At 72.2% G+C, this 25,962-nt stretch carries 24 protein-coding genes and 1 pseudogene; 14 read left to right on the top strand and 11 right to left on the bottom strand.

Going from position 1 to position 25,962, the window contains the following annotated elements; all coding sequences use genetic code 11:
* Nucleotides 1-10: 10 nt before the first annotated feature.
* The 7 genes from G9272_RS30180 (at nucleotide 11) to G9272_RS30150 (ending at nucleotide 7,494) form a co-directional block, all read left to right on the top strand.
* Nucleotides 11-520 (top strand): protein-tyrosine phosphatase family protein, encoded by a 510-nt coding sequence (locus G9272_RS30180; RefSeq protein ID WP_171399437.1) that lies wholly within the window; start codon nucleotides 11-13, stop codon nucleotides 518-520.
* A gap of 139 nt (nucleotides 521-659) precedes the next feature.
* On the top strand, nucleotides 660-1,463 hold the full coding sequence (locus G9272_RS30175) for a hypothetical protein (protein ID WP_253267987.1): 804 nt from the start codon (nucleotides 660-662) through the stop codon (nucleotides 1,461-1,463).
* A complete protein-coding gene (locus G9272_RS30170) occupies nucleotides 1,460-2,764 on the top strand; it encodes an ATP-binding protein (RefSeq protein WP_171399436.1) in 1,305 nt (434 codons plus the stop codon). The genes G9272_RS30175 and G9272_RS30170 overlap by 4 nt, the downstream gene beginning before the upstream one ends.
* Nucleotides 2,765-2,834: 70 nt before the next feature.
* A complete protein-coding gene (locus G9272_RS30165) occupies nucleotides 2,835-3,824 on the top strand; it encodes an SH3 domain-containing protein (protein WP_171399435.1) in 990 nt (329 codons plus the stop codon).
* A gap of 63 nt (nucleotides 3,825-3,887) precedes the next feature.
* Nucleotides 3,888-5,465: an FtsW/RodA/SpoVE family cell cycle protein gene (locus tag G9272_RS30160; RefSeq protein ID WP_253267986.1), complete on the top strand. Its 1,578-nt coding sequence runs from the start codon at nucleotides 3,888-3,890 to the stop codon at nucleotides 5,463-5,465.
* On the top strand, nucleotides 5,462-6,919 hold the full coding sequence (locus tag G9272_RS30155; protein WP_171399434.1) for a peptidoglycan D,D-transpeptidase FtsI family protein: 1,458 nt from the start codon (nucleotides 5,462-5,464) through the stop codon (nucleotides 6,917-6,919). Before G9272_RS30160 ends, G9272_RS30155 begins: the two co-directional genes overlap by 4 nt.
* Nucleotides 6,920-6,963: 44 nt before the next feature.
* Complete coding sequence (locus tag G9272_RS30150) at nucleotides 6,964-7,494, top strand: DUF3291 domain-containing protein (protein WP_171399433.1); 531 nt, start codon at nucleotides 6,964-6,966, stop codon at nucleotides 7,492-7,494.
* Nucleotides 7,495-7,614: 120 nt separating this feature from the next.
* On the opposite strand, the pseudogene G9272_RS30145 reads toward G9272_RS30150, so the two are convergent.
* The 3 genes and pseudogenes from G9272_RS30145 to G9272_RS30135 all read right to left on the bottom strand — a co-directional run bounded on the left by G9272_RS30145 (nucleotide 7,615) and on the right by G9272_RS30135 (nucleotide 9,722).
* Nucleotides 7,615-8,447 (bottom strand): annotated as a pseudogene (locus tag G9272_RS30145) (IS5 family transposase).
* A 37-nt stretch (nucleotides 8,448-8,484) separates the two neighbouring features.
* The gene (locus G9272_RS30140; protein ID WP_171399432.1) at nucleotides 8,485-8,811 is read right to left on the bottom strand and encodes a hypothetical protein; all 327 of its coding nucleotides are present in this window, start codon (nucleotides 8,809-8,811) and stop codon (nucleotides 8,485-8,487) included.
* Entirely contained in the window at nucleotides 8,808-9,722 is a 915-nt protein-coding gene (locus G9272_RS30135) for an ADP-ribosylglycohydrolase family protein (protein ID WP_171399431.1), read from the bottom strand. The genes G9272_RS30140 and G9272_RS30135 overlap by 4 nt, the downstream gene beginning before the upstream one ends.
* 142 nt (nucleotides 9,723-9,864) lie before the next feature.
* On the opposite strand from G9272_RS30135, the gene G9272_RS30130 reads away from it, so the two are divergent.
* The 4 genes from G9272_RS30130 to G9272_RS30115 all read left to right on the top strand — a co-directional run bounded on the left by G9272_RS30130 (nucleotide 9,865) and on the right by G9272_RS30115 (nucleotide 13,151).
* Nucleotides 9,865-10,803: an AurF N-oxygenase family protein gene (locus tag G9272_RS30130; protein ID WP_171399430.1), complete on the top strand. Its 939-nt coding sequence runs from the start codon at nucleotides 9,865-9,867 to the stop codon at nucleotides 10,801-10,803.
* A gap of 46 nt (nucleotides 10,804-10,849) precedes the next feature.
* Nucleotides 10,850-11,500 carry a TetR/AcrR family transcriptional regulator gene (locus tag G9272_RS30125; RefSeq protein ID WP_171399429.1) on the top strand — a complete coding sequence of 217 codons (651 nt, stop codon included), beginning with the start codon at nucleotides 10,850-10,852 and terminating at the stop codon, nucleotides 11,498-11,500.
* A gap of 14 nt (nucleotides 11,501-11,514) precedes the next feature.
* Nucleotides 11,515-11,889, top strand: a complete 375-nt coding sequence (locus G9272_RS30120; protein WP_171399428.1) for a hypothetical protein — start codon at nucleotides 11,515-11,517, stop codon at nucleotides 11,887-11,889.
* A gap of 101 nt (nucleotides 11,890-11,990) precedes the next feature.
* Nucleotides 11,991-13,151 carry a C40 family peptidase gene (locus tag G9272_RS30115; RefSeq protein ID WP_253267985.1) on the top strand — a complete coding sequence of 387 codons (1,161 nt, stop codon included), beginning with the start codon at nucleotides 11,991-11,993 and terminating at the stop codon, nucleotides 13,149-13,151.
* Here the strand turns inward: G9272_RS30115 and G9272_RS30110 are convergent.
* From G9272_RS30110 to G9272_RS30090, 5 genes are read right to left on the bottom strand one after another with little or no spacing between them, the layout of a single operon-like run.
* Nucleotides 13,124-14,377, bottom strand: coding sequence for a styrene monooxygenase/indole monooxygenase family protein (locus tag G9272_RS30110; RefSeq protein ID WP_171399427.1), 1,254 nt, complete (start codon nucleotides 14,375-14,377; stop codon nucleotides 13,124-13,126). The two genes, G9272_RS30115 and G9272_RS30110, sit on opposite strands and share 28 nt — an antisense overlap.
* 24 nt (nucleotides 14,378-14,401) lie before the next feature.
* Nucleotides 14,402-15,046 (bottom strand): GTP-binding protein, encoded by a 645-nt coding sequence (locus G9272_RS30105; RefSeq protein ID WP_171399426.1) that lies wholly within the window; start codon nucleotides 15,044-15,046, stop codon nucleotides 14,402-14,404.
* Nucleotides 15,027-15,458 carry a DUF742 domain-containing protein gene (locus tag G9272_RS30100; RefSeq protein WP_171399425.1) on the bottom strand — a complete coding sequence of 144 codons (432 nt, stop codon included), beginning with the start codon at nucleotides 15,456-15,458 and terminating at the stop codon, nucleotides 15,027-15,029. The genes G9272_RS30105 and G9272_RS30100 overlap by 20 nt, the downstream gene beginning before the upstream one ends.
* A complete protein-coding gene (locus tag G9272_RS30095; RefSeq protein ID WP_171399424.1) occupies nucleotides 15,455-15,958 on the bottom strand; it encodes a roadblock/LC7 domain-containing protein in 504 nt (167 codons plus the stop codon). The genes G9272_RS30100 and G9272_RS30095 overlap by 4 nt, the downstream gene beginning before the upstream one ends.
* On the bottom strand, nucleotides 15,955-18,804 hold the full coding sequence (locus G9272_RS30090; protein ID WP_171399423.1) for a sensor histidine kinase: 2,850 nt from the start codon (nucleotides 18,802-18,804) through the stop codon (nucleotides 15,955-15,957). The genes G9272_RS30095 and G9272_RS30090 overlap by 4 nt, the downstream gene beginning before the upstream one ends.
* 368 nt (nucleotides 18,805-19,172) lie before the next feature.
* Here G9272_RS30090 and G9272_RS30085 point away from each other — a divergent pair, with 368 nt between their 5' ends.
* Nucleotides 19,173-19,964 carry a hypothetical protein gene (locus G9272_RS30085; RefSeq protein WP_171399422.1) on the top strand — a complete coding sequence of 264 codons (792 nt, stop codon included), beginning with the start codon at nucleotides 19,173-19,175 and terminating at the stop codon, nucleotides 19,962-19,964.
* Between the two features lie 26 nt (nucleotides 19,965-19,990).
* On the opposite strand, the gene G9272_RS30080 is transcribed toward G9272_RS30085, so the two are convergent.
* Nucleotides 19,991-20,491: a MarR family winged helix-turn-helix transcriptional regulator gene (locus G9272_RS30080; protein WP_171399421.1), complete on the bottom strand. Its 501-nt coding sequence runs from the start codon at nucleotides 20,489-20,491 to the stop codon at nucleotides 19,991-19,993.
* A gap of 168 nt (nucleotides 20,492-20,659) precedes the next feature.
* Nucleotides 20,660-23,074: an endopeptidase La gene (lon, locus tag G9272_RS30075; protein ID WP_171399420.1), complete on the bottom strand. Its 2,415-nt coding sequence runs from the start codon at nucleotides 23,072-23,074 to the stop codon at nucleotides 20,660-20,662.
* 178 nt (nucleotides 23,075-23,252) lie between these two features.
* Here lon and G9272_RS30070 point away from each other — a divergent pair, with 178 nt between their 5' ends.
* Both G9272_RS30070 and G9272_RS30065 read left to right on the top strand, forming a co-directional pair.
* Entirely contained in the window at nucleotides 23,253-23,909 is a 657-nt protein-coding gene (locus G9272_RS30070) for a GNAT family N-acetyltransferase (RefSeq protein ID WP_171399419.1), read from the top strand.
* A gap of 131 nt (nucleotides 23,910-24,040) precedes the next feature.
* Complete coding sequence (locus G9272_RS30065; protein WP_171399418.1) at nucleotides 24,041-25,060, top strand: DUF5954 family protein; 1,020 nt, start codon at nucleotides 24,041-24,043, stop codon at nucleotides 25,058-25,060.
* A gap of 39 nt (nucleotides 25,061-25,099) precedes the next feature.
* On the opposite strand, the gene G9272_RS30060 is transcribed toward G9272_RS30065, so the two are convergent.
* Nucleotides 25,100-25,840 carry a rhomboid-like protein gene (locus tag G9272_RS30060; protein ID WP_367398564.1) on the bottom strand — a complete coding sequence of 247 codons (741 nt, stop codon included), beginning with the start codon at nucleotides 25,838-25,840 and terminating at the stop codon, nucleotides 25,100-25,102.
* Nucleotides 25,841-25,962 lie beyond the last annotated feature (122 nt).

Here is a 25,962-nt window from a genome sequence, read left to right as displayed (position 1 = left end):
GGAGGCGCCGTTGCGGACCCGCAGGAAGCAACTCGACGTACCGCCTCCGGACCGTCCGTGGAGCGAGATCGTGCCCGGCCTGTGGATGGGCGGGCACGAGTTCCGGGGACGCTCCGGGGAACTGGAACTCGCCGTGGTGCGGGGCGAGTTCGATCTCGTCCAGACGTTGACACGGGCCCGGCAGGGACATGGGCCCGATCCCGGAGTGCTGCATCACGTGTGGCCGATTCCGGACGGTCCGCTGGACGGGACCCAGCTCGCCGGGGTGATCCGGCTGGCGCGGGCCGCGGGAGAGGCGATGGACGACGGCCGGACGGTCCTCGTCCGCTGCTACAGCGGCTACAACCGCTCCGGCCTGGTCGTCGCCCACACGCTGGTACGCCGGGGGCACTCGGCCGAGGAAGCGATCCGGCTGATACGGTCGCGGCGCTCGCCGTGGGCCCTGCACAACGAGTTGTTCGTGGAGTACCTGCGGGCGGGGCTGCCGACGGCCAGGCTTTTGGAGGAACTGGCCGAATAATCGTTTCGCCATGGTCAGGCCCCTGACACCTCCAGCACTTCCCCATCTCCGGCCCACCAGTACGCAAAACGGACTTCCTTACGAATAAGGTGTACGGGCCTGGCACCGTCGTATCCCCCAGAGGAGTCACAGGAGTCCCGTGCCCCGCCGTCGCCCCTCCCGTCCCACCCGCCCCTCTCGTCGCGCCCGGCGTGGGCTCGTCGCCGTCACCGTCGCCCTGCTGGCCTCGGTCGCCGTGGGCTGCGGTGACGCGGGTGAGCTTCAGGGCGCCGGGGCGACACCGACCGCGATCAGCCCGGACAAGCTCTGGCCGGATCTGACCCCCGCCTCCCGCCCCGCCTTCGACATCGGCGAGGTGGACACCGAGGTGGTGAAGGGCATCAAGGTGCCCGGCGGTGACATCCGCAAGGTGGACCCGGTGGCGGTCGTCCGCGAGGAGATCGCCGCGCATCCGGGCGACTACGGCGCGGGGGCCTACGACGAGACGGCCGGCCGGATGGCCTACTGCGGCAGGAGCGGGACGGCGGGGAGCCGGTGCCCCGTGCTCAAGGCGTACTACCGGGACCTCACCGGCGACGGCCACGACGACCTGACCCTGGGCTTCCGGCAACTGCCCGGCAACCTGACGGCCGTCCGCGTGTACACCGTGCGCAAGGACAGACTCGTACAGGTCATGGCCTACGAGGACGCCGTGAGCGGGGTCGAACTGGCCGGACGTTCCGTGATCATCCGGGCCCCGTCGGAGGTCGCCGGCTACGAGTACCGCCTCCAGTGGACATGGGACCAGCAGCAGCGGGCGATGCTGCTCACCCACGACGAGATGCTGCGCACCGGGGGCAGGTCCTACTCGCCCCGGCCCTCCGCATCCCCGACCCCTGCTGCCTCCTCTTCCTCTTCCTCTTCCGCCTCCGCCTCCTCCTCCACGTCGGCGAGCGGCCGATGAGGCTCGCGTTTCCCTCGTGGGCCGGCACGCTCGCCGTGAAGGCCGCCGTCTTCATCACGGTGATGTGCTGTGCGCTGGCCGCCCTGCTCGGCGTACTGGTGCACGTCTCGGTGACGAACCAGACCGTCGGACAGGCCCGTGACCTCGCACTCTCCCGACTGAAGGACGCGACGGCGGCGTTCGAGGCCGGGGACACCCTCGGGTGGGGCGCGAGCCTCGATCCGCCGGGGCTGCCCGCGTCGCTGCGGGCGCTGGCGGTGGCCGGCGAGCGCGGCACGATCGTCGCCGACCACCAGGGGCGCCCGACGATGTGGGCGGCCGGCCCCGTCGACGGTGCGCGGGCCCTCGCGGTCCCGGTCGACTACTCGCAGAGCGCCCGCACCATCGAGGCCCTCGACACCGCGATCCTGTGGTCGTCGGTCCTGGCCATCGGCGCGACGCTGCTGGTCGGCGCCGTCGCGGTCACCCGGGTGACCCGGCGGCTGCACACCACCGCGCAGGTGGCCAGGCGGATCACCGCCGGCGACCTGGACGCGCGCGTGGACGACCCCCGTACGAAGGAACCGGGCCGGCCGCAGGACGAGGTGGGGGCCGTCGCCGTCGCGCTGGACTCCATGGCGTCCTCGCTCCAGGGCAAGCTGCTGAGCGAGCAGCGGTTCACCGCCGACGTGGCGCACGAGCTGCGCACGCCGCTGACCGGGCTGCACGCGGCGGCCGAACTGCTGCCGCCGGGGCGGCCGACGGAGCTGGTCCGCGACCGGGTGGCTGCACTGCGCACGCTGACGGAGGACCTGCTGGAGATCTCCCGCCTGGACACCGGGCGGGAGCGGCTGGAGCTGGACGCCGAGGAGCTGGGCGCGCTGGCGGTCCGGGCGGTGCGGACGGCGGAGGCTTCGGACACCTCCGGGGCCTCGGCGACCGGCACCGAGGTGACGGTCGTCCGGGACGCGCGCGTGGAGACCGACCGGCGACGCCTCGAGCGGGTACTGGGGAACCTGCTCGCCAACGCGCACCGGCACGGGCGGTCGCCCGTCGTGCTGACGGTGGACGGGCCCGTGGTCACCGTGCGGGATCACGGGGACGGCTATCCGGAGTACCTCGTCACACACGGGCCGCAGCGGTTCCGCACCGAGGGCGGGGCGAAGGGGCACGGGCTCGGGCTGACGATCGCGGTCGGACAGGCGGAGGTGCTGGGCGCTCGGCTGACGTTCACCAACGCCCCGGACGGCGGTGCGGTGGCGACGCTGACGCTCCCTCAGACGCCTCCGGCCAGGAGTGGCCTCCCCGATGGCGCAGCGTGACGGGCGACACGCGCGAACCGCTCCTAATGTGGCGATTAGTCAGCTTCACCCTCTTCATGGAGGTATCGCCATGCCCCTGCGTACCGCTCTCACCCGCCTCGCCATACTCACCGCGGCCGGCACCCTCGCCGCCACCGCGGCCGTCGCCCCGGCCCTCGCCGACGACTGGGACGGCAACGGTCTCACCACTCAGGACGACGGCTCGTCCGACTGGGAGAACCAGGGCGGCGACGGCTTCCAGGGGAATCAGAACCAGGGCGGCGGAGGCGGCCAAGGCAACCAGAACCAGAGCCAAGGCGGCGGCCAAGGCAATCAGAACGGCCAGGGCAACCAGAACCAAGGCGGGGGCCAGGGCAACCAGAACCAGGGCGGGGGTCAAGGCAACCAGAACCAGGGTGGGGGTCAAGGCAACCAGAACCAGGGTGGGGGCCAGGGCAACCAGAACCAAGGTGGCGGTCAAGGCAACCAGAACCAGGGCGGGGGTCAAGGCAACCAGAACCAAGGCGGGGGCCAGGGCAACCAGAACCAAGGCGGGGGCCAAGGCAACCAGAACCAAGGTGGCGGTCAAGGCAACCAGAACCAAGGCGGCGGCCAAGGCAACCAGAACGGCCAGGGCAACCACAACCAAGGTGGCGGTCAAGGCAACCAGAACGGCCAGGGCGACCAAGCCGGTCAGAACGGCCAGGGCAACCAGAACGGAAGCTGGCAGTCCGGTGGGGGCGACTGGCAGTCCGGCGGAGGTGACTGGCAGTCCGACGGGGGTGACAACAGCTGGCAGTCCGACGGGGGTGACTGGCAGTCCGGCAACGGCAACCAGAACGACTCCCGCCTCTACCGTGGCCGCGTCACCGCGAGCGAACTGCTCCTGCGCAGCGCGCCCACCCGGGCCAGCCAGGTGATCCGTGTGGCCCATCGCGGCGAGATCGTCTCGATCTTCTGCAAGACCCCGGGTCAGAACGTCCAGGGCGACTCCCTCTGGTACCTCCTCACGGACGGCACCTGGGCCTGGGGCGCGGCGCGCTACATCGACACCATCGGGACGACACCTCGCTGGTGCTGATCCGGCCCTGACACGAAAAGCATCCAAGGCTCACAAGGAACCATATTTGGGTAGGTTCCGGACATGACGAAAGCCGGAGTCGGAGCAGGGACGGGAGCGGGAACAGGAGCGGGGACGGAAGCAGGGTCAGGAGCCGGTACCGGCGCCACCGGTGCCGGAACCACCGTGGCGGCGGCCGACGCGCCCGCCCCCGCGGCGCTCCTCCCCCGGCGTCGCGGTGTCGAACTCTCCCTCATCGTCCTGGCCGTGCTGCTCTCCGTGTACGGCTACTGCGCTGTCGGCCTCGCGAAGGACGGCACCGTCCCGCCCGGCGCCGCCGGTTACGGCGCCGGGCTCGGCGTGCTCGCACTGCTGGCGCACCTCGCGGTGCGGCTGCGCGCCCCGTGCGCCGACCCGCTGCTCCTCCCCATCGCGGTACTGCTCAACGGGATGGGCCTGGTGCTGATCTACCGGCTCGACCTGGAGACGCCGGGCGACCGGGCGGCGCCCACCCAACTGGTGTGGTCCACGCTCGGGGTGGCCCTGTTCATCCTGGTCGTGGCCGCGCTGCGCGACCACCGGGTGCTCCAGCGGTACGCGTACGTCTGTGTGGTCGCCGCGCTCGCCCTCCTCGCGCTGCCGATCCTCTTCCCTGCCGTGAACGGCGCCCGTATCTGGATCCGGATCGCCGGGTTCTCCATCCAGCCGGGCGAGTTCGCGAAGGTGCTGCTTGCGGTGTTCTTCGCCGCGTACCTGGCGGCCAACCGCACGGCGCTGGCGTACGCGGGCCGGAAGATCTGGCGCTTCGAACGGCTCCAACTGCCCACCGGGCGCGTCCTCGGTCCGATCGTGACGATCTGGCTGCTCAGCGTCGGGGTGCTGGTGCTGGAGCGGGACCTCGGCACGTCGCTGCTCTTCTTCGGGCTGTTCGTGGTCATGCTCTACGTCGCCACCGGCCGCACCGGCTGGATCGCCGTCGGACTGCTGCTCGCCTCGCTCGGCGCGGTCGCCGTCGGCCGCCTGGAGCCGCATGTGCACAGCAGGGTCGAGGACTGGCTGCACCCGTTCGCGACGATCGAGGCCGGTGAGGGCGCCAACCAGCTCGCGCAGTCGCTGTTCTCCTTCGCGGCCGGCGGGATGTCCGGCACCGGGCTCGGCCTCGGCCACTCCGTCCTCATCGGCTTCGCCGCGAAGTCGGACTTCATCCTGGCGACGGCGGGCGAGGAACTGGGCCTGGTGGGTCTCTCGGCGCTCTTCCTCCTCTACGGCCTGCTGGTGGAACGCGGCTACCGGGCGGGCCTGTCCCTGCGCGACCCCTTCGGCCGGCTGCTGGCGACCGGCCTCGCCTCGATCGTGGCGCTCCAGGTGTTCGTGATCGCGGGCGGGGTGACCGGGCTGATCCCGCTGACCGGTATGGCGATGCCGTTCCTGGCGCAGGGCGGCTCCTCGGTCGTCACCAACTGGGCGATCGTGGCGCTGCTGATCCAGGTGAGCGACTCCGCGAGACGGCCGCGCCACACACCCCACGACGCACCGCGCGACACACCCCACGACGCACCGCGCGACACACCGAACGGCACGCCGAACAGCACACCGCGCCACACATCCCACGACCCACTCCCACTCCCACTCCACGACGAGGACCCACGGAGGCCCGGTTGACCCGGCACATCCGGCACGCCGCCGCCTTCTGCGCCCTGCTGCTGGTGGCGCTCCTGGTCAACGCCCTGCGCATCCAGGTCGTCCAGTCCGGAACGTACGACGGCAATCCGGCCAACCGGCGCGACTCCATCGCCCGTTACGCCCAGCCGCGCGGCGACATCCTGGTCGACGGCGCCCCCGTGACCGGCTCCCGGGACACCGGTGAGCAGCTGCGCTACGAGCGCACGTACCGCGACGGGCCGCTGTACGCGCCGGTGACCGGCTTCGCCTCGCAGGTGTACGGGACGACGTTCCTGGAGCACACCGGGGACGACGTGCTCTCCGGGGCCGATCCGATGCTCTCGCCGTTCCCGCTGTGGAACGACGTCACGCACGGCCGGCCGGCCGGCGGCAACGTGGTGACGACCCTGAACCGCCGGGCCCAGCAGGCCGCGTACGAGGGGCTGGGCGGGCGCAAGGGCGCGGTGGCGGCGGTGGAGCCGTCGACGGGGCGGGTGCTGGCGCTGGTGTCGAGCCCCTCGTACGACCCCGCCGTGCTGTCCGGGAACGACGCCGCGGCCGAACGGGCCTGGGTGCGGCTGAACGGCGACCCGGACAAACCGATGCTGAACCGGGCGGCGCGCCAGACGTATCCGCCGGGGTCGACGTTCAAGGTGGTCACCGCGGCGGCGGCCCTGGACGCGGGGGTGATCACCGACCTCGACGCGGCCACCGACTCCCCCGCCCCCTACCAGCTGCCCGGGACGACGACGGGCCTGACGAACGAGGGCCCCGGTTGCGAGGACGCTCCGCTGCGGGACGCCTTCGCGTGGTCGTGCAACACGGTGTTCGCGAAGCTCGGCGTGGACACCGGCCTGGCCCGGATGACCCGGACGGCGCAGGCGTTCGGCTTCAACGACGTGGCCGTGCGGATCCCGTTCGCCGTCGCGCCGAGCACCTTCGACACCTCGCTCGACCAGGCGCAGTTGGCGCTGTCCTCCATCGGCCAGTTCAACACCCGGGCGACCCCGCTCCAGATGGCGATGGTGTCGGCGGCCGTGGCCGACGGGGGGCAGGTGCGCACGCCGTACCTGGTGGAGCGGACGACACGGCAGGGCGGGGCCACGGTGGCCACGGCCGGTTCCCGCCCGTCCCGCCAGGCGATGCTCCCCTCGACGGCGCGGCTGATGCGGGAGCTGATGGTGGACGTGGTGCGGGAGGGCACCGGCACGAACGCCGCGATCCCCGGCGCGGTCGTCGGCGGCAAGACCGGCACCGCCCAGCACGGTCTGGGCAACGCCGGGATCCCGTACGCCTGGTTCGTCTCCTGGGCGCGGGCCGAGCGGGACATGGAGCCGAGCGTGGCGGTCGCGGTGGTGGTCGAGGACGGGTCGGAGCGCCGCGGGGACATCACCGGGGGCGGGATGGCGGCTCCGATCGCCCGGGCGGTGATGGAGGCGGTGCTCACGTCGTGAGACGGGGGGTGCCGGACCGCACAGGGGCGTCCTACGGTTCGCTCATGACTGACACGAGAGCTGAGAACGTCACCGAGCCCGCCGCTTTCGAACTCGCCCAGGTCAACATCTCCCGCCTCAAGTTCCCGCTGGATTCCCCGGAGTTGAAGGACTTCGTCGACGCTCTCGACCCGGTCAACGCCACCGCGGAGGCGGCGGACGGCTATGTGTGGCGCCTCCAGTCCGAGGGCGGCGACGCGACCGACATCCAGGTCTTCGGGGACTCCTGGCTGATCATCAACATGACGGTGTGGCGGGACATCGACGCCCTGACCGCGTTCATGTACCAGGGCCGGCACCGCGAGCTTCTCTCGCGCCGCCGGGAGTGGTTCGAGCGGGTGGCGGAGGCGATGACGGCCCTGTGGTGGGTACCGGCGGGCCACCACCCGACGGTCGCGGAGGCCGAGTCCCGCCTCCTCCATCTGCGCGCGAACGGCCCGACCCCGTACGCCTTCGGCCTGCGCACGTCCTTCCCGGCGCAGGGCGCGGAGCCGATCACGCTCTCGGTACCGGAGAACCTGGGCTGCTCGGTCTAGCCGGTCCGGCCGGGCCTCTGCGTCCCGTAGGTCCCGTCCGTCCGCGAGGGGCCAGGTCGTATCTCCGCCGCGAGCCAGGCGGGACTTGCGGCGGACACGACCTAGGTCGTGTCCGCAAAGTCAGGGGAGCCAGAGTCGTAGGCAGGCGAGGGTGACCAGGGCCTGGTAGTGGCGGGCGCGTTTGTCGTAGCGGGTGGCCAGGGCTTTGTTGTGCTTGAGCCTGTTGAAGCAGCGTTCGACGACGTTGCGCCGGCGGTAGGCCGCGCGGTTGAGCCGGCACCGGCTCTCGCCTCGCCGGATACGGCCGTTGATCTGGTCGATCCGCTCGGGGATGGCGGCCTTGATGCCTCGTCGGCGGAGATAGGTGCGGATCTTCGTGGACGAGTAGCCCTTGTCGGCGGCCACCAGTTCCGGCCGGGTGCGAGGACGGCCCGGCCCGCACCGCTCGATGCGGATGCGGGCCATGACCTGCTCGAACTGGGTGCAGTCGTTGACGTTGCCAGCGGTGAGGGTGAAGGCCAGGGGTCGTCCCCGGCCGTCGCAGGCGAGGTGGATCTTCGTGGTCAGTCCGCCGCGGGACCGGCCGATCGCCTCGCCCGGCCAGGGCCCCCTTTTCGGGCCCCGGCGGCATGCTGGTGGGCCCGCACGGTCGTGGAGTCGATGCATACGATCGACCAGTCGACGGCTCCCACGGCGTCGGAGTGCTGTTGGACGTGGGCGAGCAGGCGGTCCCAGGTGCCGTCCGCCGACCAGCGGCGAAAGCGTTCGTAGACGGTCTTCCACGGCCCATAGCGCTCGGGCAGATCCCGCCAGGCCGCGCCGGTGGACAGCTTCCACCAGATCCCGTTCACCACTTGGCGGCGGTCCCGCACCGGCCGGCCCATCCGGGGAGGGGCCAGCAACGGTTCGATCACCGCCCACGACTCATCGCTCAGCTCATGACGACGCACCATGAACCGACCAACGAGCAAGCGACTTTGCGGACACGCCCTAGGGAAGGTTCAGCCGGAACGGGCCGGCGGGCGGCGGCCTGCGGTGGCCGCAGTCGATCTCGTTGCCGTCGACGTCCCCGACGTAGGCGGGCAGCACCTCGGCGTGCACGGTCACCGTCCCCGGCCTGTGGTCCACTTCGAACGCCTCGGACGTCCCGGCCGCCTCGGACACCCCGTCGCCCGGCCACCCGAGCGTCCAGATCACGAAGGTCTCGCCGGGTCGCATCCAGTGATCGCTGCCGTACGGCTCGAGGATGAGTTCGAGCAGCTCACTGCCGGAGTTGCGCACCCGGAGGGCGGCAATGGGCTGCACGTCTGCGGTCATCGGTGCCCCGCCTTCCCGGGCAGGGGTTCCCGGCGCTCCAGCCACGGTGCGGGGACGGCGTCGACGCCGGTGCGGGCGGCCACGATGCCGCCGGTGATGGCGCAGGTGGTGTCGACGTCGCCGAAGCCCTCGGCGGTGGCCCACAGCGCGGCGACGAGATCGTCGGGATGGCGGGCGGCGCACCAGACGGCGAAGGGCACGGTGTCGTCGGCGCGGATGCGCTGACCGTTGCCGAGGACGTCGGATGCCTTCCACGGCTCGGTGGTGAAGGGGAGTTCGGCGGCGCGGGCGAGGCCGTCGCGGGTGGCGCTGTCCGGGGTCAGCTCGGCCACCGCGGCGATGCTCAACTGCCCACGCGCGGAGAGCGCCGCCGCCACCGCCACGGCGACCGCGCCGGCGATGCCCTCCGGGTGGGCGTGGGTGACCTCGGCGGAGCGGGTGGCCTGTTCGACGACCCGGCGAAGGCTGGAGCGGAACCAGGCGCCCAACGGCGCCACCCGCATCGCGGACCCGTTGCCGAGGCTGCCCTCGCCGCCGAAGAGCTCGCGGCTGAACTCGGGCCATCGGTCGGGTTCCTGGAGCAGTCGGGGCAGCAGCTGGTGCATGCCGTGGCCGTAGCCGCGGGCCGGGTCGGCGTCGAAGCCGAGCGCGAAGGCGAGGGCGAGCTCCCGCTGCCGCACCTCCCCGTACTGGTCGAGCACCCGGATGAGGCCGAGGGCCATCGCCGTGTCGTCGGTCCAGTGCCAGTCCCGTTCCTCGGGCATCCGGCGGGCGCGGACCTCCTCGTACGCCTGCCGGGGATCCCGGAAGAGCGGGAACCAGCGCTCCCCGAACGCGTCCCCGAGGGCCAGGCCCTCCAGGCTGCGGCGGGCGGCGGCGCGGTCGGCGTCGTTTCCGTGCGCGGAGCTCAAGTCGGTTCCCCCTACGGCTTGTGGAGGCCGATTCTCGCAGACACCCGTTCGGGACCCGGATCAATAAAGGGATCGAGAACCGGATCAACAAATGGTGCGTGAGGGATTGACGGCCTTGCTGACAAGCAGTCTCATAAGAGCCATGACGACCCTCACCGATGCCGACGCGCTGGAAGGGCTGCGGGACGCGCTGGGCCTGCTCAAGGACCGGGAGCAGGTGGCCGAGCGGCTGCTCGCGTCCTCCGCCAAGCACTCCTTCGACCCCGACAAGGAACTGGACTGGGACGCCCCCTTCGAGGAGGGCAAGTGGTTCTGGCCGCCGGAGCTGGTGTCGCTGTACGACACGCCGATGTGGCGGCGGATGAGCGAGGAGCAGCGGATCCTGCTGTCGCGGCACGAGGCCGCCGCGCTCGCCTCGCTCGGGATCTGGTTCGAGCTCATCCTCATGCAGCTGCTCGTCCGGCACATCTACGACAAGGCGGCGACGAGCGCGCATGTGCGGTACGCGCTGACCGAGATCGAGGACGAGTGCCGGCACTCGAAGATGTTCGCCCGGCTGATCACCCAGGGCGGGACGCCCTACTACCCGGTGAGCCGCGCCCACCAGAACCTGGGCCGGCTGTTCAAGACGATCTCCACGACCCCCGGCTCGTTCACCGCGACCCTGCTCGGCGAGGAGGTCCTCGACTGGATGCAGCGGCTGACCTTCCCGGACGAGCGGGTCCAGCCGCTGGTCCGGGGCGTCACCCGGATCCACGTCGTGGAGGAGGCCCGGCATGTGCGCTACGCCCGTGAGGAGCTGCGCCGCCAGATGGTGACGGCGCCGAAGTGGTCCCAGGAGTTCACCAGGGTCACGTCGGGCGAGTTCGCGCGGGTGTTCTCCGTGGCGTTCGTGAACCCGGACGTCTACACGAACGTGGGCCTGGACAAGCGGGAGGCCGTGGCGCAGGTGCGGGCGAGCGGACACCGGCGGGAGGTCATGCAGACGGGATCGAAGCGGCTCACGGACTTCCTGGACGACATAGGGGTGCTGCGGGGCGTCGGGCGGCGGCTGTGGAGGTCGTCCGGACTGCTGGCGTGACCCGGCGGCGGGCACGGGGCGGGGGTGGGCGATTACGCTGCACGTCATGACCCCCGCCGCCCCCGCCTACCGTCGTCTCAGCGTCGAGGAGCGCCGCAGCCAGCTGCTCGAGGCCGCGCTCTCGCTCTTCGCGCACCGCGTCCCCGAGGACGTCTCGCTGGACGACGTGGCGGAGGCCGCCGGGGTGTCCCGGCCGCTCGTCTACCGGTACTTCCCCGGCGGCAAGCAGCAGCTCTACGAGGCTGCCCTGCGCTCCGCCGCCGAGGAGCTGCACCACTGCTTCGACGAGCCCCACGACGGCCCGCTGCTCCCCCGCCTCGCCCGCGCCCTCGACCGCTATCTGACGTTCGTCGGCCGTCACGACGCCGGCTTCAGCGCCCTTCTCCAGGGCGGCAGCGTCGTCGAGACCTCCCGGACGACCGCCATCGTCGACGGCGTACGGCGGGCCGCAGCCGAGCACATCTACAGCCACCTGGGGGTCCCCGATCCCGGGCCGCGGCTCCGGATGACCGTACGGATGTGGATCACCGCGGTCGAGGCGGCCTCCCTCATCTGGCTCGACGAGGACGAGCAGCCGCCCGCCGACGAGCTGCGGGACTGGCTGGTCGACCAGTTCGTCGCCGTCCTCACGGTGACCGCGGCGCGGGACGCGCAGACCGCCGAGCTGGTCCGGGGTGCGCTGGCGGCGGAGACCTGATCGACACTGGTGCGGTGAAGAGCGAAGACACCCCCTTCGAGGGCGGCCCCATGGACGGCCGGGTGCTGCCCGTGCTGCTGGGCCCGACCGGACACCCGCCGAAGACGTACCGCATCCCCGTCCCCGATTCGGCCGGCGGCCCGCCCACCGTCCTGGTCTACCGGCGTGTGCCGCGCGGCCACAGCAGGAAACTCGGCCTGCCCCAGGGCTGGAAGTACGAGTTCGCCGCCGAGGGCGACAAGGGCGCGGGGAAGTGGAGCGGCGGACTGAGCGGACTGAAGTGGCCGTGGTCGAAACCCGACACCACGCCCGACACCGAGCACGACACCCCGCCCGGCACCCCGCCCGACGCCACGCCGGGCGGACGGCGGGATGACGCCGACGAGTGACCCGATTGCGCCGAACCGCGCCTCCAGCGCGCGGGCCGCGCACGCGCGCCTGATGCTCGCCCTACGGGATGGAGGGGCCACCCCGCAGCGGAGGTGATGGCGTGTCAGGAAGACTGCTGCGTCTGGCCTGTACGGTCGCCACGGCGGCGCTCGCCGTACAGGCCGTACTGGGCCCCGGGCTCGCCGTGGCGGCACCGGAGCCCCCGGAGCCGGCCGAACAGGCGGTGACGGCACCGGAGACGCCGGACCCGGAGGAACCGCCGGCGGCCGAGGCGGAGGGCCCGGACGGCGAAGAGCGGACCGTGGCCGAAATGCTGACGGAGCTTCAGCGGCTGTACCAGGAGGCCGAGAAGGCCACCGAGGCCTTCAACGCCACCGAGGAGCAGCTGAAGCGGCGGCGGGCCGAGACCGGACGGCTGGACGCCGACCTGGTGAAGGCCCGGCTCTCCCTGCACCGGAGCCGGGGCGCGGCCGGACGGCTGGCCCGCCAGCAGTACCAGGGCAGCACCGACATCTCCCCGTACGTACGGCTGCTGCTCGCCCGCGATCCGCAGCACGCCCTCGACCAGGGGCATCTGATCGGCCAGTTGGCGCGCGAGCGGGCCGGGACGGTCGGGCGGCTGGCGAGCGGCGAACGCCGGGCCGACGACCTGGCGCGCAAGGCCCGCGCCGCTCTCGACGAACAGCTCACCCTCACGGAACGCCGGAAGAAGGAGCGTGACGACGTGACCCGGCGCCTGGACGACGTCGAGAAACTCCTCGCCTCCCTCACCGCCGAGCAGCTCACCGCCCTCGCCGAACTGGAGCGGAGCAGCGTCGCGCGGGCGCAGGAGAAGCTCATGGCGTCCGGTGCGCTCGACGAGGACCGCAAGCCGTCGAAGGCGGGCGAGAAGGCCGTGCGGTACGCCGTACGGCAGGTCGGGAAGCCGTACGAGTGGGGCGCGGAGGGCCCGAGGTCGTACGACTGCTCGGGCCTGACGTCCGAGGCCTGGGGGCACGCCGGGACACCCATCCCGCGGACCAGCGAGGAGCAGTGGGCACACCTGCCGAGAATCCCGCTGACCCGGCTGCGCCCCGGTGACCTGGTGATCTACTTCCCCGATGCCACCCATGTGGCGATGTATCTGGGCAAGGGCAAGGTGGTCCAGGCGCCGAGAACCGGCGAGCAGGTCAAGATCACCGAGATCGCGGCCCAACCGATCCTCGGAGCCGTACGCCCGGACGCGCCGCCCGCTCAGGCCCCCGCGACCGAACCCAGGTAGGCCGCCGTCTTCTCCGGCTCGTAGAAGAAGTTCTCGAAGTCGGCCGGGTCGTTGAACGCGTTGGCGAAACGATCAGCCACGGGCGGCAGCTGGCCTGCCGCGCCCAGCAGGTTGATGATGTGCTCCGGCGGCGGGGCCAGCATCGCGTTGGTCCACTTGGTGACGTGCTGGGCGGTGTCCCAGTACCGGTCGAAGGTGGCGCGCATCCACTCCTCGTCGAACTCCTTCTCCCCGCGCTCGAGGATCGAGGAGAGGTACGCGGCCGCGCACTTGGACGCCGAGTTGGAGCCCTGCCCGGTGATCGGGTCGTTGGCGACGACGACGTCCGCGACGCCCAGCACCAGACCGCCGCCGGGGAGGCGGCCGACGGGGTTGCGGACGGTCGGCGCGTAGCGGCCGGCCAGGGTGCCGCCGGCGTCGGTCAGTTCGACCTTGGTGGCCCGCGCGTACTCCCAGGGCGTGAACTTCTCCATGAGCTCCAGGGTCAGGGAGAGGTGCTCCGCCGGGTCCTTGACGCCGTTGAAGACGTCCAGCGGGCCGCCGGGTATGCCCTCCCAGAACAGGATGTCCGCGCGGCCGGAGGTGGTGAGCGTCGGCATGACGAACAGTTCGCCGACGCCGGGGACGAGGTTGCAGCGGACCGCGTCCAGGTCCGGGTGCTCCGGGCGCGGGCCCAGTCCGTGCACGTAGGCGACGGCGAGGGCGCGCTGCGGCTCGCCGTAGGGGGAGCGCTCCGGGTCGCGGCCGAACATCTGGACGAGCTCGCCCTTGCCGGCCGAGACCATGACCAGGTCGTAGGCGCGGGAGAAGTAGTCCAGGTCGGAGACCGCCGCGCCGTGGATCACCAGCTGGCCGCCGCGCTGGGCGAACGTCTCCATCCAGCCGGCCATCTTCACCCGCTGGTCGACGGACTGCGCGTACCCGTCGAGCCTGCCCAGCCAGTCGATCGCGCGCTGTGTCGGGCCCGGGTCGTGCGAACCGGGGGCCGCCACCGAGACGCCGAGCCCGCCGATCTTCGGGGCCTGCTGCTCCCAGAAGTTCAGCTGGAGGTCGCGCTCGTGCTGGAGGGCGGTGTCGAACATGCACTGCGTCGACATGACCCGGCCGGAGCGGATCTCGTCCGCCGTCCGGTTCGACATCAGGGTGACCTCGTACCCGTGCGACTGGAGGCCGAGGGCGAGCTGGAGACCGGACTGGCCGGCTCCGACGACGAGTATCTTCCGCATGCGGGGAACTCTCCTTGAAGGGCCTTACTCGGGGGTTTCGTCGAGCGCGTGGCCCACCAGGGCCAGAAGGGTCTCGATCACCGAGATCCGGCGCCGCGCATCCATGATCATGACAGGTATGTGCGCGGGGATCGTCAGCGCCTCCCGCACGTCCGCCGGCTCGAACACCTCGCTGCCGTCGAAGTGGTTGACGGCGACGACGTACGGCAGCCCGCAGCTCTCGAAGTAGTCCAGCGCGGGGAAGCAGTCCTTCAGGCGGCGGGTGTCGGCCAGCACGACCGCGCCGATCGCGCCGCGCACCAGGTCGTCCCACATGAACCAGAACCGCTGCTGACCCGGCGTACCGAACAGGTAGAGCACCAGGTCGTCGTCGAGGGTGAGCCGGCCGTAGTCCATGGCGACCGTGGTGGTGACCTTCTCCGGGGTGCCGGTGAGGTCGTCGGTCCCCTCGCTGGCCTCGGTCATCAGCGCCTCCGTCTGGAGGGGCTCGATCTCCGAGACGGTGCCCACGAGGGTGGTCTTGCCGACGCCGAAACCGCCCGCCACCACGATCTTCGTGGCGATGGGGGCGCGGGTGCGGTCCGTCTGCCAGGGGTGCAGGGGCTCGTCGGGCTCGGGCTCGACGGAGGGGGAGACGCCACGAGCGGCGTCAGAGACGACGGAGTCCACTCAGCACCCTTTCCAGCAGAGCGCGGTCGGGACGGCCCGTACCGTGAGCGGTACCGGTGCCGTACACACGGATCTTTCCCTGGTCCGCGAGATCGCTGAGGAGCACCCGGACCACACCGAGCGGCATCTTCAGCAGCGCGGCGATCTCGGCCACCGTGCGCATCCGGCGGCACAGTTCGACGATGGCCCGCAGTTCCGGCATGACCGTGGACTTGAGGGACCCGTTCGTCAGTTCCTTGCGTTCTTCGGGGGCTTCGAGGGCCGCCACGAAGGTCTCCACCAGCAGGACGTGCCCGAAGCGGGTACGACCGCCGGTGAGCGAGTAGGGGCGCACCCGGGCCGGCTTGCGGTCGCCGCCCCGCACGGGGAGCTGCTGCCGGTCGCCCTGGGGCTGCTTCGGGATGGCGCTCATCGGACGCCCCCCGTCTCCTTGGACTCCAGTGACTGCCGTAGCTCGCTGCGGAGTTCCGGGGTCAGGACGTGTCCGGCGCGGCCCACGAAGAGGGCCATGTGGTACGCCACCACGCTCATGTCGCAGTCGGCGGAGCCGTGCACTCCGAGGAGCGAGCCGTCGCTGATCGACATGACGAAGAGGCTGCCCTCGTCCATGGCGACCATGGTGTGCCTGACCCCGCCGAACGCCATGAGCTTGGCGGCGCCGATGGTGAGGCTGCCGATGCCGGAGACGATGGTGGCGAGGTCGGCGGAGGAGCCGCGTGGACCGGAGGGTTTCGCCTCGCGGGCCTGGCGTGCCTCGAGGTTGCGGCCCGGGTCCGAGGACAGCAGGAGCAGGCCGTCCGAGGAGACGACGGCGACGGACTGGATGCCGGGGACTTCCTCCACGAGGTTGGTCAACAGCCAGTGCAGGTTACGGGCTTCACTGCTCAGTCCGAAGGTACTGGGCGCGGTCAACTGCTTGCCTCCTCGACTGTGCCCCCCGTGTCTTCTTCGGCGTGTGCGTGTGCTTCTTGAGCTGCTTTTCGAGCTGCTTCGGGGGACGGGACCTGGTTCTGGCCCGTCCGTTCGGCGATCTCGGCTTCCACGTCGCGGTAGCCGGCCTCCGCCCCCCGGCGGAAACCGCCCAGACGGCGGCGGAGGGCGTCCGCGTCGACGGAACCGGTCCGCTGGCGCGGGGCTTGGGTGGGTGCGGTGATCTTGGGGGTGCGCTTCGGGAGGCCCTTGTCCGTGACGAGCTCTTCCGGGGCGTCCGGTGTGCGGGTGTGTTCCGCCTCGGCCTCGCCCGCGGCGTGTCCTTCGTCGGGTGCGGGTGGGCCCGGTGGGATGTCCTCGCCGTGGGTGGCCGCCGGGTCGAGGCCGAGGACGGCGGTGCTCTGCTCCCCCGCCTTGTCGGCGTCCCGCGCGTCCTCGCCCTGCGGGCTCGGCAGCAGGAGTTCCATCGTCGTCTCGGCCGGTGTCTCGGCCGGGACCGGCGTCGGGGCCTCGGCCGCGGTGTGCGGCGGGGCCGGCGCCTCGGCCGGAAGGTGGGTCGGAGCCGGCGTGGGCGTCTCGGCCGGGGGCTCCGCCTGTCGTACCGCCCTCTCCGCCAGCGCGACCATCGGGTCCGCGGGCTTCGTACGGCCCGGCAGGACATTGGAGTTGGCTTCCGCGTCCGCGCCCGGCAGCGAGAAGGACTGGGGGGTGGCCGCCGGGTTCGTCATCGGGATCGCGGCGGCCGGGGCCGCGGCGAGCAGCGCGGTCGGCAGGACGACGACCGCCGCCACCCCGCCCTGCTTCTGCTCGCGCAGTCGCACCCGCGCCCCGTGGCGGTGGGCGAGCCGGGCCACCACGTACAGGCCGAGGCCGAGACCCTCCTCGCCCTCCTGGTCGTACGGCGTCCCGGGGTCGAACTCGGCGAGGCGGGCGTTGAGGCGGCTCATCCGGTCCTCGGCCATGCCGATGCCCTCGTCCTGGACGGAGAGCATGACCTCGCCGTTCTCCAGGAGCCAGCCGGAGACCTCGACGGGCAGGTCCGGCGGGGAGAACGAGGTGGCGTTCTCCATGAGTTCGGCGAGCAGGTGGGAGAGGTCGTCCGCGGCGAATCCCGCCACGTGCGCGTGCGGCGGGAGCGCGGAGATGCGTACCCGCTCGTACCGCTCGATCTCGCTGACCGCCGCGCGGACCACGTCCACCAGCGGGATCGGGCCCGCGTGCTGCTGAACGTGTTCCGTGCCGGCCAGGACCAGCAGGTTCTCGCTGTGGCGGCGCATGACCGTGGCGAAGTGGTCGAGCTTGAAGAGCGTGGCCAGCCGGTCGGGGTCCTGCTCGCGCTCCTCCAGACCCTCGATGACGGCCAGTTGGCGTTCGACGAGGCCGAGGGTGCGCAGGGCGAGGTTGACGAAGGTGCCGCCGATGCTGTCCCGCAGGCCGTCCAACTGGGCGGCGGAGTCGGCGAGTTCGGTGCGCAGTTCCTCGCGGGCGTCGGCCATCCGCTGGCGCTGCCCGACGAGGTGCTTGCGATCGGACTCCAGGGTGCCGACGCGCTCGTGGAGAGCCACGGCGTGCTCGTGCAGGGCGTTGACGGAGCGGACGACCTGGGCGAACTCGTCGTTGCGGCCGGTGAACCGGACCGGTTCCTCCGCCGCCGGGTGCTCGGCCTCCGCCAGTCGCGCCGATCCCCGGCGCAGCACGGACAGCGGGCGGGTGAGGCTGCGTGCCATGCCCGTGGCGACGACGACCGTCAGCAGCATCAGGGCCCCGAGGAGGGTGACGCGCAGTTCCAGGTCGGTGACGTCGTCGTCCCGCAACTGGGCGAGGTCCTCGGCGCGGTGGCCGTACAGCGAGGACTCGACCCCGCGCATCAGGTCGACCCGGGCGGAGAGCGCGGCGTCGAGCTTCTTGACGCTGGTGTCGAGTTCGCCGTCGCTCAGCTTCGGCTGGTCGGTGAGTGCGGCGAGATAGGCCTCGGCGGTGTCGACGTCACCGCCGGTGACCGTGGAGTCGTACGAGGCCACCGCCTCCTGCGGCGCGCCCTCCCGGAAGTCCGCGAGGGCCGCGTCGGAGCGCAGCCGGGCCTGCTGCGCGGCGGCGGTGAGCGCGTCGCGCTGCTTGGTGTCGGCGCCCGAGGAGACCTTCTCGGTGACCGACCGGCCGGTGATGGGGTCGTATTCGGTCTGGGTGCTCGTCGGCACGTTCAGCGCCGCGAGCAGCAGTCCGCGGGTCGCGGAGGACTGCTGGACGACGGTGTCGAGCTCGGCGAGGGCGTACGCGCCGGAGCCCGCGCGGGGCGGCATCTCCTCCGCCAGCCGGTCGACGAGCACATGGAGCGCGGCGATGGCCCGGGAGTACGCCTCGTGCGCCTGGAGCGCCGTGCTCTTGCCGGTGAGGGCCGACTGGCGCACGGACGGCACGGAGTCGAGGGCCTCGCGCAGCGCCGCGGAGACGTCCGTCCCGGCGGTCAGCTCGCGCGCCTGCCGGTCCACCCGGGCGCTGCCCTGGGCGGAGGGCGCCTTGGACTTCACCCGGCCGGCCGCCACGTAGGTGGTGACCTCGTCGCGCTCGTCCGCCAGGGACTGGGCGAGGGCGAGGGCGTCCTGGGTCTGTTCGGCCAGGGTGACCAGGTCCTGGGAGTCCTTCAGCTGCCCGGAGGCGGCGAGGATCGAGGGGGCGCCCGCACCGGCGACGGCGGCGGCCACGACGGCCACCGCGACGATCAGCCGGTTGCGTACATGGGTCGGACGGCCCTTGCCGACAGGGGTGCGCTCCGCGCCCCCCTCGGAGGCCGTCTGCCTGCCTGTACGCCGAGGCCGCGTCTTCTGCACCGGTGCTCGCATTCCTGACTCGTGTGCCATGGGCCGGATGTGACGCTCCGTCAACTGACGCGTACGTCCGGTACGGTTTCCGACCCTCCCAGTGCCGGTGGGCAGGGGCCTCGCATCGCTTGCCCCGCCACCCGAAGGAGTGAACATCGGAGGAGAGTTGGCGGGCAAGTTCCTCTGGCGTGCGCAGCGGCCTTGTGCGGCAGGCCGGTTGGACGTGGGCGGCGGGCTTTGACAGTATTCGCCGCCACGCCTTCCCGGAGTGCTTCATTCCCACCCAAACCAGGCGTCTGACCTGCGGAGGTACGTAAGTTCGGGGAGCGATGCCAGCCTTTCGCGAAGGCTGTGAAGGGGTCGTGCAGACTGGCCGAATGCGTACGGAACTTGTGTCGGAGGCCGGCGATCGGGCCCGCCCCAACGAGGACTTCGCGAGTGTCGGACTTCCCGCCTCCGGACAGGGCGGTTCGCTCGTCCTGCTGGACGGGGTGACACCGCCGCCGGGCGGCGCCGGCTGTCTTCATTCGGTCCCCTGGTTCACCGCGCGACTCGGCGGCGCCCTGACCGAACTGACCGTTTCACTCCCGGATGTTCCCCTGGCCGAGGCGCTCGCCCTTGCCATCGCGCGCACCGCCGGGGCCCATGCGGAAACCTGTGACCTTTCTCACCCGCGAACTCCGCAGGCCACCGTGGTCCTCGCGCGTTGGTCGCCGCGATCCGTCGAGTACCTGGTCCTGTGCGACGCGACGCTGCTGCTGGCCGCCCCGGACGGCACGGTCACCCCCGTCCGCGACGACCGGCTGGCCCGGCTGCCGCCCGCCCTGCTGCGGAGCGCCGAGGTCGTCGACGGCACGCTCCGCAACAAGGAGGGCGGGTTCTTCACGGCGGCGGCCGACCCCGCGGTGGCCGCTCGCGCGCTCACCGCGAGCGTGCCGCGCGCGGAGGTCCGCTCGCTGGCCGCGCTGTCGGACGGCGCCACCCGCTGGGCGGAGCTCTTCCGGGAGGGCGACTGGACGGACCTGTTCACCCTCGTCCGCGAGGAGGGTGCGCGGGCGCTGGTGGAGCGCGTCCGGGCGCTGGAGCGGGCGGACGACGACGCCGGCCGGGCGCTGCTGGGCCGGGCGAAGACGCACGACGACGCGACGGTGGTGTGCGTGGAGCTGTGACGGCGTCGTCGTGCGTGCCCCTCGGGTTACTTCTCCATCCCCCGGTTCAGCTGGTGCAGCAGCCGGGCCAGCTCCGCGACCTCCTGGCGGTCCCAGTCGGAGAAGTGGGTGACGTACCGCTCGCGGCGGGCCTCGCGGACCCGGCTCACCCGGGTGCGGCCCTCCTCGGTGAGGTCGACGAGCCAGGCGCGGCCGTCCGCCGGGTCCGGCTCGCGGGCGACCAGGCCGAGTTGCTCCAGGGCGCGCAGCTGGCGGGACATGGTGGCCTTGCCGACGCCGATGTAGCCGGCGAGTTCCGTGGCGCGCTGGCGGCCGCACTCCTCCAGCCGGACGAGGAGCCCGTAGGCGGCGGACTCCAGGTCCGGGTGGACCTCACGGGCCATCTCCCCCTGGTTGGCGCGGGCGCGGCGCAGCAGCACCGTGAGTTCCCGCTCCAGGGACAGGAACTCCCGGTCGCCCTGCTCCACACCGCGCGACGACGTGCCGGACCCGCTGTCGCGTCCGTCGCCGTTTGTGTCCTCGTGCACGTCAGCACCCCTGATCTCGCCGGTCGCCGCCATCGGCGCAGCTCTTAAGTATTTCGCAGGCACGGACCGGCGGCGCTTCCCAGGACCCCGACGCGGGTCCGCGGCGGAACAGGGAAGGCCCGGGCCTCCCTCACGGGACCCGGGCCTTCCCCTTTCCGGTCGCGTCCGTCACGCCGCGACCGGGACCTCCGACGTCGCGCCGTTCGTGGCGGGCGCGAGCGCCAGTTCCAGAACCTGACGGACGTCCGTCACGGCGTGGACCTCGAGCTTGTCCAGCACCTCGGCGGGGACGTCGTCCAGGTCGGCCTCGTTGCGCTTGGGGATGATGACGGTCGTGACGCCCGCCCGGTGCGCGGCCAGCAGCTTCTGCTTCACCCCGCCGATGGGCAGCACGCGACCCGTCAGCGAGACCTCGCCCGTCATGGCGACGTCGGTCCGCACCAACCGCCCGCTCAGCAGCGACGCCAGTGCCGTCGTCATCGTGACGCCCGCGCTCGGGCCGTCCTTCGGCACCGCGCCCGCCGGGAAGTGGATGTGCGCGCCCCGGTCCTTCAGGTCGCCCACCGGCAGCTCCAGTTCGGCACCGTGCGAGCGGAGGAAGCTCAGCGCGATCTGCGCGCTCTCCTTCATCACGTCACCCAGCTGGCCCGTCAGCGTCAGGCCCGCCGCACCCGTCTCCGGGTCTGCCAGGGACGCCTCCACGAAGAGCACGTCACCGCCCGCTCCCGTCACCGCCAGACCGGTGGCGACACCGGGGACGGCGGTACGGCGCTCAGCCGGGTCCTGCGCCGACTCGGGCACGTGGTGCGGCCGGCCGATCAGGGCGCGCAGATCGGCGTCCGTGATCGTGAACGGCAGCTCCCGTTCGCCCAGTTCGTGCTGGGCGGCGACCTTCCTCAAGAGCCTGGCGATCGACCGCTCCAGCGTGCGGACGCCCGCCTCCCGCGTGTACTCGCCGGCGAGCTTGCGCAGGGCGCTCTCGTCCAGGGTCACCTCGCCCTTGTCGAGGCCGGCCCGCTCCAGCTGGCGCGGGAGCAGGTGGTCACGGGCGATGACGACCTTCTCGTCCTCGGTGTAGCCGTCGAGGCGGACCAGCTCCATACGGTCGAGCAGGGCCTCCGGGATGGCTTCGAGCACGTTGGCGGTGGCGAGGAAGACCACGTCCGACAGGTCGAGCTCGACCTCCAGGTAGTGGTCGCGGAACGTGTGGTTCTGCGCCGGGTCCAGGACCTCCAGCAGGGCGGCTGCCGGGTCGCCCCGGAAGTCGGATCCCACCTTGTCGATCTCGTCGAGGAGCACCACCGGGTTCAGCGACCCGGCCTCCTTGATCGCCCGCACGATCCGGCCGGGCAGCGCGCCGACGTACGTACGCCGGTGACCGCGGATCTCGGCCTCGTCCCGCACACCGCCGAGGGCGACGCGGACGAACTTGCGGCCCATGGCGTGCGCGACGGACTCGCCCAGGGACGTCTTGCCGACGCCGGGCGGGCCGACCAGTGCCAGTACGGCACCGCCGCGCCGGCCCCCGACCACTCCCAGCCCCCTGTCGTTGCGTCGCTTGCGCACCGCCAGGTACTCGGTGATCCGCTCCTTCACGTCCTCCAGGCCCGCGTGCTCGGCGTCCAGGATCGCCTTCGCGCCCTGGATGTCGTACGCGTCCTCGGTCCGCTCGTTCCACGGCAGTTCGAGCACCGTGTCCAGCCACGTCCGGATCCACGATCCCTCGGGCGACTGGTCGCTGGACCGCTCCAGCTTGTCGACCTCCTTGAGGGCGGCCTCGCGGACCTTCTCGGGCAGGTCGGCGGCCTCGACACGGGCGCGGTAGTCGTCGGACTCCTCGCCCTCCTGTTCGCCGTTGAGTTCGCGCAGTTCCTTGCGCACGGCCTCGAGCTGGCGCCGCAGCAGGAACTCGCGCTGCTGCTTGTCGACGCCCTCCTGGACGTCCTTGGCGATGGTCTCGGCCACGTCCTGCTCGGCGAGGTGGTCGCGCAGTTGCTGGGTGGCGAGCTTCAGGCGGACCACCGGGTCGGCGGTCTCCAGGAGCTCCACCTTCTGTTCGGTGGTCAGGAACGGCGAGTAGCCGGAGTTGTCGGCGAGCGCGGAGACGTCGTCGATGGCCTGGACGCGGTCGACGACCTGCCAGGCGCCGCGCTTGCGCAGCCAGGCGGTGGCGAGCGCCTTGTACTCCTTGACGAGTTCGGCGACATGACCGGGCAGCGGCTCGGGGACGGCCTGGTCGACCCTCGTCCCCTCGACCCACAGGGCCGCGCCGGGCCCGGTGGTGCCGGCGCCGATCTTCACGCGGCCGCGGCCGCGGATCAGCGCGCCCGGGTCGCCGTCGGCCAGCCGGCCGACCTGCTCGACGGTGCCGAGCACACCGGTGCTCGCGTAGGTCCCGTCGACGCGCGGGACCAGCAGCACACGGGGCTTTCCGGGCTCCGAGCGGGCGGCGGCCTGAGCGGCCTCCACGGCCGCTCGTACATCGGTGTCGTTGAGGTCCAGTGGAACCACCATGCCGGGGAGCACCACCTCGTCATCGAGAGGCAACACGGGCAGGGTGAGCGGTGTGGACGGCGAAGCCATGATCTCCCCTTCGGCAGTCAAGTTGAGCTATGCCGACTCAATGCACGTGAGTCTGCGAATGTTCCCCACGGGGCGGCCCGTTCGCTGTGGGCGATCACGACTGTCACGACCGGTGACACGGGACCTACAGTCAGAAGTAACAGACAAACCAGCCGTGCAGTCATTACCGGGGGTTGATGTGGATCGTTTCGTCCAGGCATGGGTGGACGGGTGGGTCGTGTCGCGTGGGGCGGCTCCGCCCGTGGCCGAGCCGTGGGGCTGGACCGTCGACGTGGGAACGGGAACCCATCACGTCACCCGGCACGTGTTCGGCGCGACGAACGGCGCGGTGTCGGAGCCGGCCGTCCGGAAGGTGGCGGGTGCGGTGACCGGGGCCGGCGTGTGGCTGAAGGTGTTCGCCGACCCGGCGGTGGTCGGGCCCTGGCTGGGGCCCGACTGGTGGATCGACCCCGAGCCCGGTTTCCTGATGACGGCTCCGCTCCCCGACGTCCCGCCCGGCGCCGCCCCCGACGGCTACCGGACCCGCACCTGGTCGCGCGGCGGCGTGACCCGCACCATGGTCGCCGCCCCGGACGGCTCCCTGGCCGCGCGCGGACAGATCGCCCCGACCGGCGCGACGGCGGTCGTCGACCAGATCGAGACCTCCCCCGGCCACCGCCGCCGCGGACTCGGCGCCCTCGTCATGCGGACCCTGCACCGCGCGGCGGTCGACCAGGGCGCCCGGACCGGCGTTCTGGGGGCGACTCCGGAGGGGCGGGCACTGTACGAGTTCCTGGGCTGGCGCGTCGAGTCAGCGCTGACCAGCGCGAAGTTCACGGGAGACGCGCGGGGGTGACGTCCGGCGGCCGAGAGGGCGCACCCTTCGGCGCCGCACGACGGGGCACGCCCCTCGCGCCCCCTCCCCGTACCCCGCCCACTTCCGGCATTCACCCCGAAGTCGCCCGCCACCACGACCACAATGCGCGTATGACCGATGACTGGAAGCGACGTCTCGACGCCCTCCACGCCGACCTGGTCCGCCGTGACGACCCCGTCGCCTGGGTGACGGAGGCGGACGCCGTCGAGGCCTCGCGCCGCTATCCGCACATCGCGCTGCGCGGACCCGTCTTCGGTGTCGCCGCACGGGACCGGGCGACCGCCGAGCCGGGCTGGCGGCTGCTGAAGCCGGTGGTGGACGGCATGCCCCAGCAGGCCCGGGACGGGCTCAACTCGCACCTGTGGTTCAAGGCGAAGGACGGCACCGACGACCCGGCCGTGCGGCGCGAGCTGCTGGCGGCCGTGGCCGTGCTGGAGCGGGCCCCGGCCGACGAGGTGGAGGCGCAGGGCGTGCGCTACCGGGTGGTGCGCGGCGACGAGTTCGCCCGGACCGGCGACGACGGTCTGGAGCCGCCCCGGCCCACCGACCTCGAGCCCGTGAACCCGTCGTGGGAGGACCCGGGCGCCGTCCCGTCGCCGGACGTGGGGTACGTCCTGGACCCCGACCGGGACGAGGGCCCGATGGCGGGCGCCCTCCGGCTGGGCCTGCGCGACTTCACGTACACGGGCTCCCGCTTCCCCGCCGACGTGCGCGCGGACTCCGAGTGGGCGGCCCGGACGCACCCGGACGTGGTGCGGCTGCCCGTCGGTTTCTCGGTGGCCGAACGCGACGGGACCGGCTGGACCCCGTGCGGGTCCCTGGCGGCGACCCCGCACGAGGCCCGCCGCTCGCTCTACGAGGGGATGGCCCGCGTCTGGGCGATGCTCTACCGCTTCGACGAGCGCAAGAAGGCCCTGTACGCGCGGGCCGCGGAGGCGTTCCGGGCGGCCGGCCGGGCCGACGAGGCGAGCGTGGAGGACCGCCTGTTCCGGATCTGCCGCGTCGAACGGATGGTCCGCCTGGGCCCCGACGGCCCCGAGCCGCCCCGCCCGTCGGACCTCGACGAGTACGGCCCCATGAAGCTCCACCCGACCCTGCACACGGACGGCACGGTCCAGTACGACGACTGACCGGGAAGGACGGGCACCGACCGGCGGACGGGGTGACGTTCAGCAGCCGGGAAGCGGTCGGGTCCGCGGCAGGCGCCGGAGCCACGGCCAGGTGCCGACGCCTATCGCCAGCGCGATCAGGTGCCCCCAGTTCGTCATCGGGTCGGTGAAGGCGATCAGGTCCTGGAGCAGCATCCCGCCGAAGGCGGCGAGCAGCGGCCAGCGCAGCCACGGCCCGAGCAGGCCCGCCAGGGCGCCGACACTCGCGGCGACGCCGAAGCTGATGCCGTAGTCGAGGCGGTGCAGCGAACTGTCGGGCAGTCGGCCCACGAGCACGGCCAGGCCCACCGGCACCTCGGTCGCCAGGGTGGCCAGGACATGCCCGAGCAGGAAGACGACGGCCGTACGGACGCCGCCTATGCGCCGCTCCAGCGTCGTCAGGACGGCCAGGAAGCCGAGCGTGAAGGGGGAGGCGAAGCCGCCCGCCACCCAGAGCGCGCTGGCCACCAGCACCAGCACGGGTGTCCGCACCAGATGCGCGACGTCGGTGCTGGAGCCCTGGTGCAGGGCGTGCACGAGGGTGGGGCCGGCGTGCGCGGTGACAGAGGAGGTGACGGCGAGGACGGCGGCGTACGAGAGGGTGAAAGGGGCGGGGATCCGGTACCGACGGCGGGGGGCGGACTCGGCGGGCGGCTCGGCAGGGGGCTCGGCGCGGGGCGGGGTGCGCTGGCCCGGGATGCCGTCCAGCAGCCCGCGGACGTCGGGCAGAGGCGGGCTCGTGGGTGCGGCCGTGCGTTCCACCGTGAGGCGCTCCTTCCGTTTCACCCCACCTTTCGCGCCGCGCCGGTCCGCTGTCTGTGACCGACGCCACGCCTGGACCGATTCACAGAAAGCTCTGAGACTTCTCCCTGCTGATTCCCACG

The sequence above is a fragment of the Streptomyces asoensis genome, assembly GCF_013085465.1.
Lineage (GTDB): Bacteria > Actinomycetota > Actinomycetes > Streptomycetales > Streptomycetaceae > Streptomyces > Streptomyces cacaoi_A.
Note: the sequence above shows the minus strand (reverse complement) of the source record. Positions and strands in the feature narration are given on the sequence as shown.

Excerpts from the sequence above, each read along its gene's own strand:
- G9272_RS30085 (WP_171399422.1), top strand. The coding sequence starts at position 19,173 with ATGCGTACGGAACTTGTGTCGGAGGCCGGCGATCGGGCCCGCCCCAAC.
- G9272_RS30160 (WP_253267986.1), top strand. The coding sequence starts at position 3,888 with ATGACGAAAGCCGGAGTCGGAGCAGGGACGGGAGCGGGAACAGGAGCG.
- G9272_RS30140 (WP_171399432.1), bottom strand. The coding sequence starts at position 8,811 with ATGACCGCAGACGTGCAGCCCATTGCCGCCCTCCGGGTGCGCAACTCC.
- G9272_RS30100 (WP_171399425.1), bottom strand. The coding sequence starts at position 15,458 with ATGAGCGCCATCCCGAAGCAGCCCCAGGGCGACCGGCAGCAGCTCCCC.
- G9272_RS30150 (WP_171399433.1), top strand. The coding sequence starts at position 6,964 with ATGACTGACACGAGAGCTGAGAACGTCACCGAGCCCGCCGCTTTCGAA.
- lon (WP_171399420.1), bottom strand. The coding sequence starts at position 23,074 with ATGGCTTCGCCGTCCACACCGCTCACCCTGCCCGTGTTGCCTCTCGAT.
- G9272_RS30110 (WP_171399427.1), bottom strand. The coding sequence starts at position 14,377 with ATGCGGAAGATACTCGTCGTCGGAGCCGGCCAGTCCGGTCTCCAGCTC.
- G9272_RS30065 (WP_171399418.1), top strand. The coding sequence starts at position 24,041 with ATGACCGATGACTGGAAGCGACGTCTCGACGCCCTCCACGCCGACCTG.
- G9272_RS30125 (WP_171399429.1), top strand. The coding sequence starts at position 10,850 with ATGACCCCCGCCGCCCCCGCCTACCGTCGTCTCAGCGTCGAGGAGCGC.
- G9272_RS30165 (WP_171399435.1), top strand. The coding sequence starts at position 2,835 with ATGCCCCTGCGTACCGCTCTCACCCGCCTCGCCATACTCACCGCGGCC.
- G9272_RS30130 (WP_171399430.1), top strand. The coding sequence starts at position 9,865 with ATGACGACCCTCACCGATGCCGACGCGCTGGAAGGGCTGCGGGACGCG.
- G9272_RS30170 (WP_171399436.1), top strand. The coding sequence starts at position 1,460 with ATGAGGCTCGCGTTTCCCTCGTGGGCCGGCACGCTCGCCGTGAAGGCC.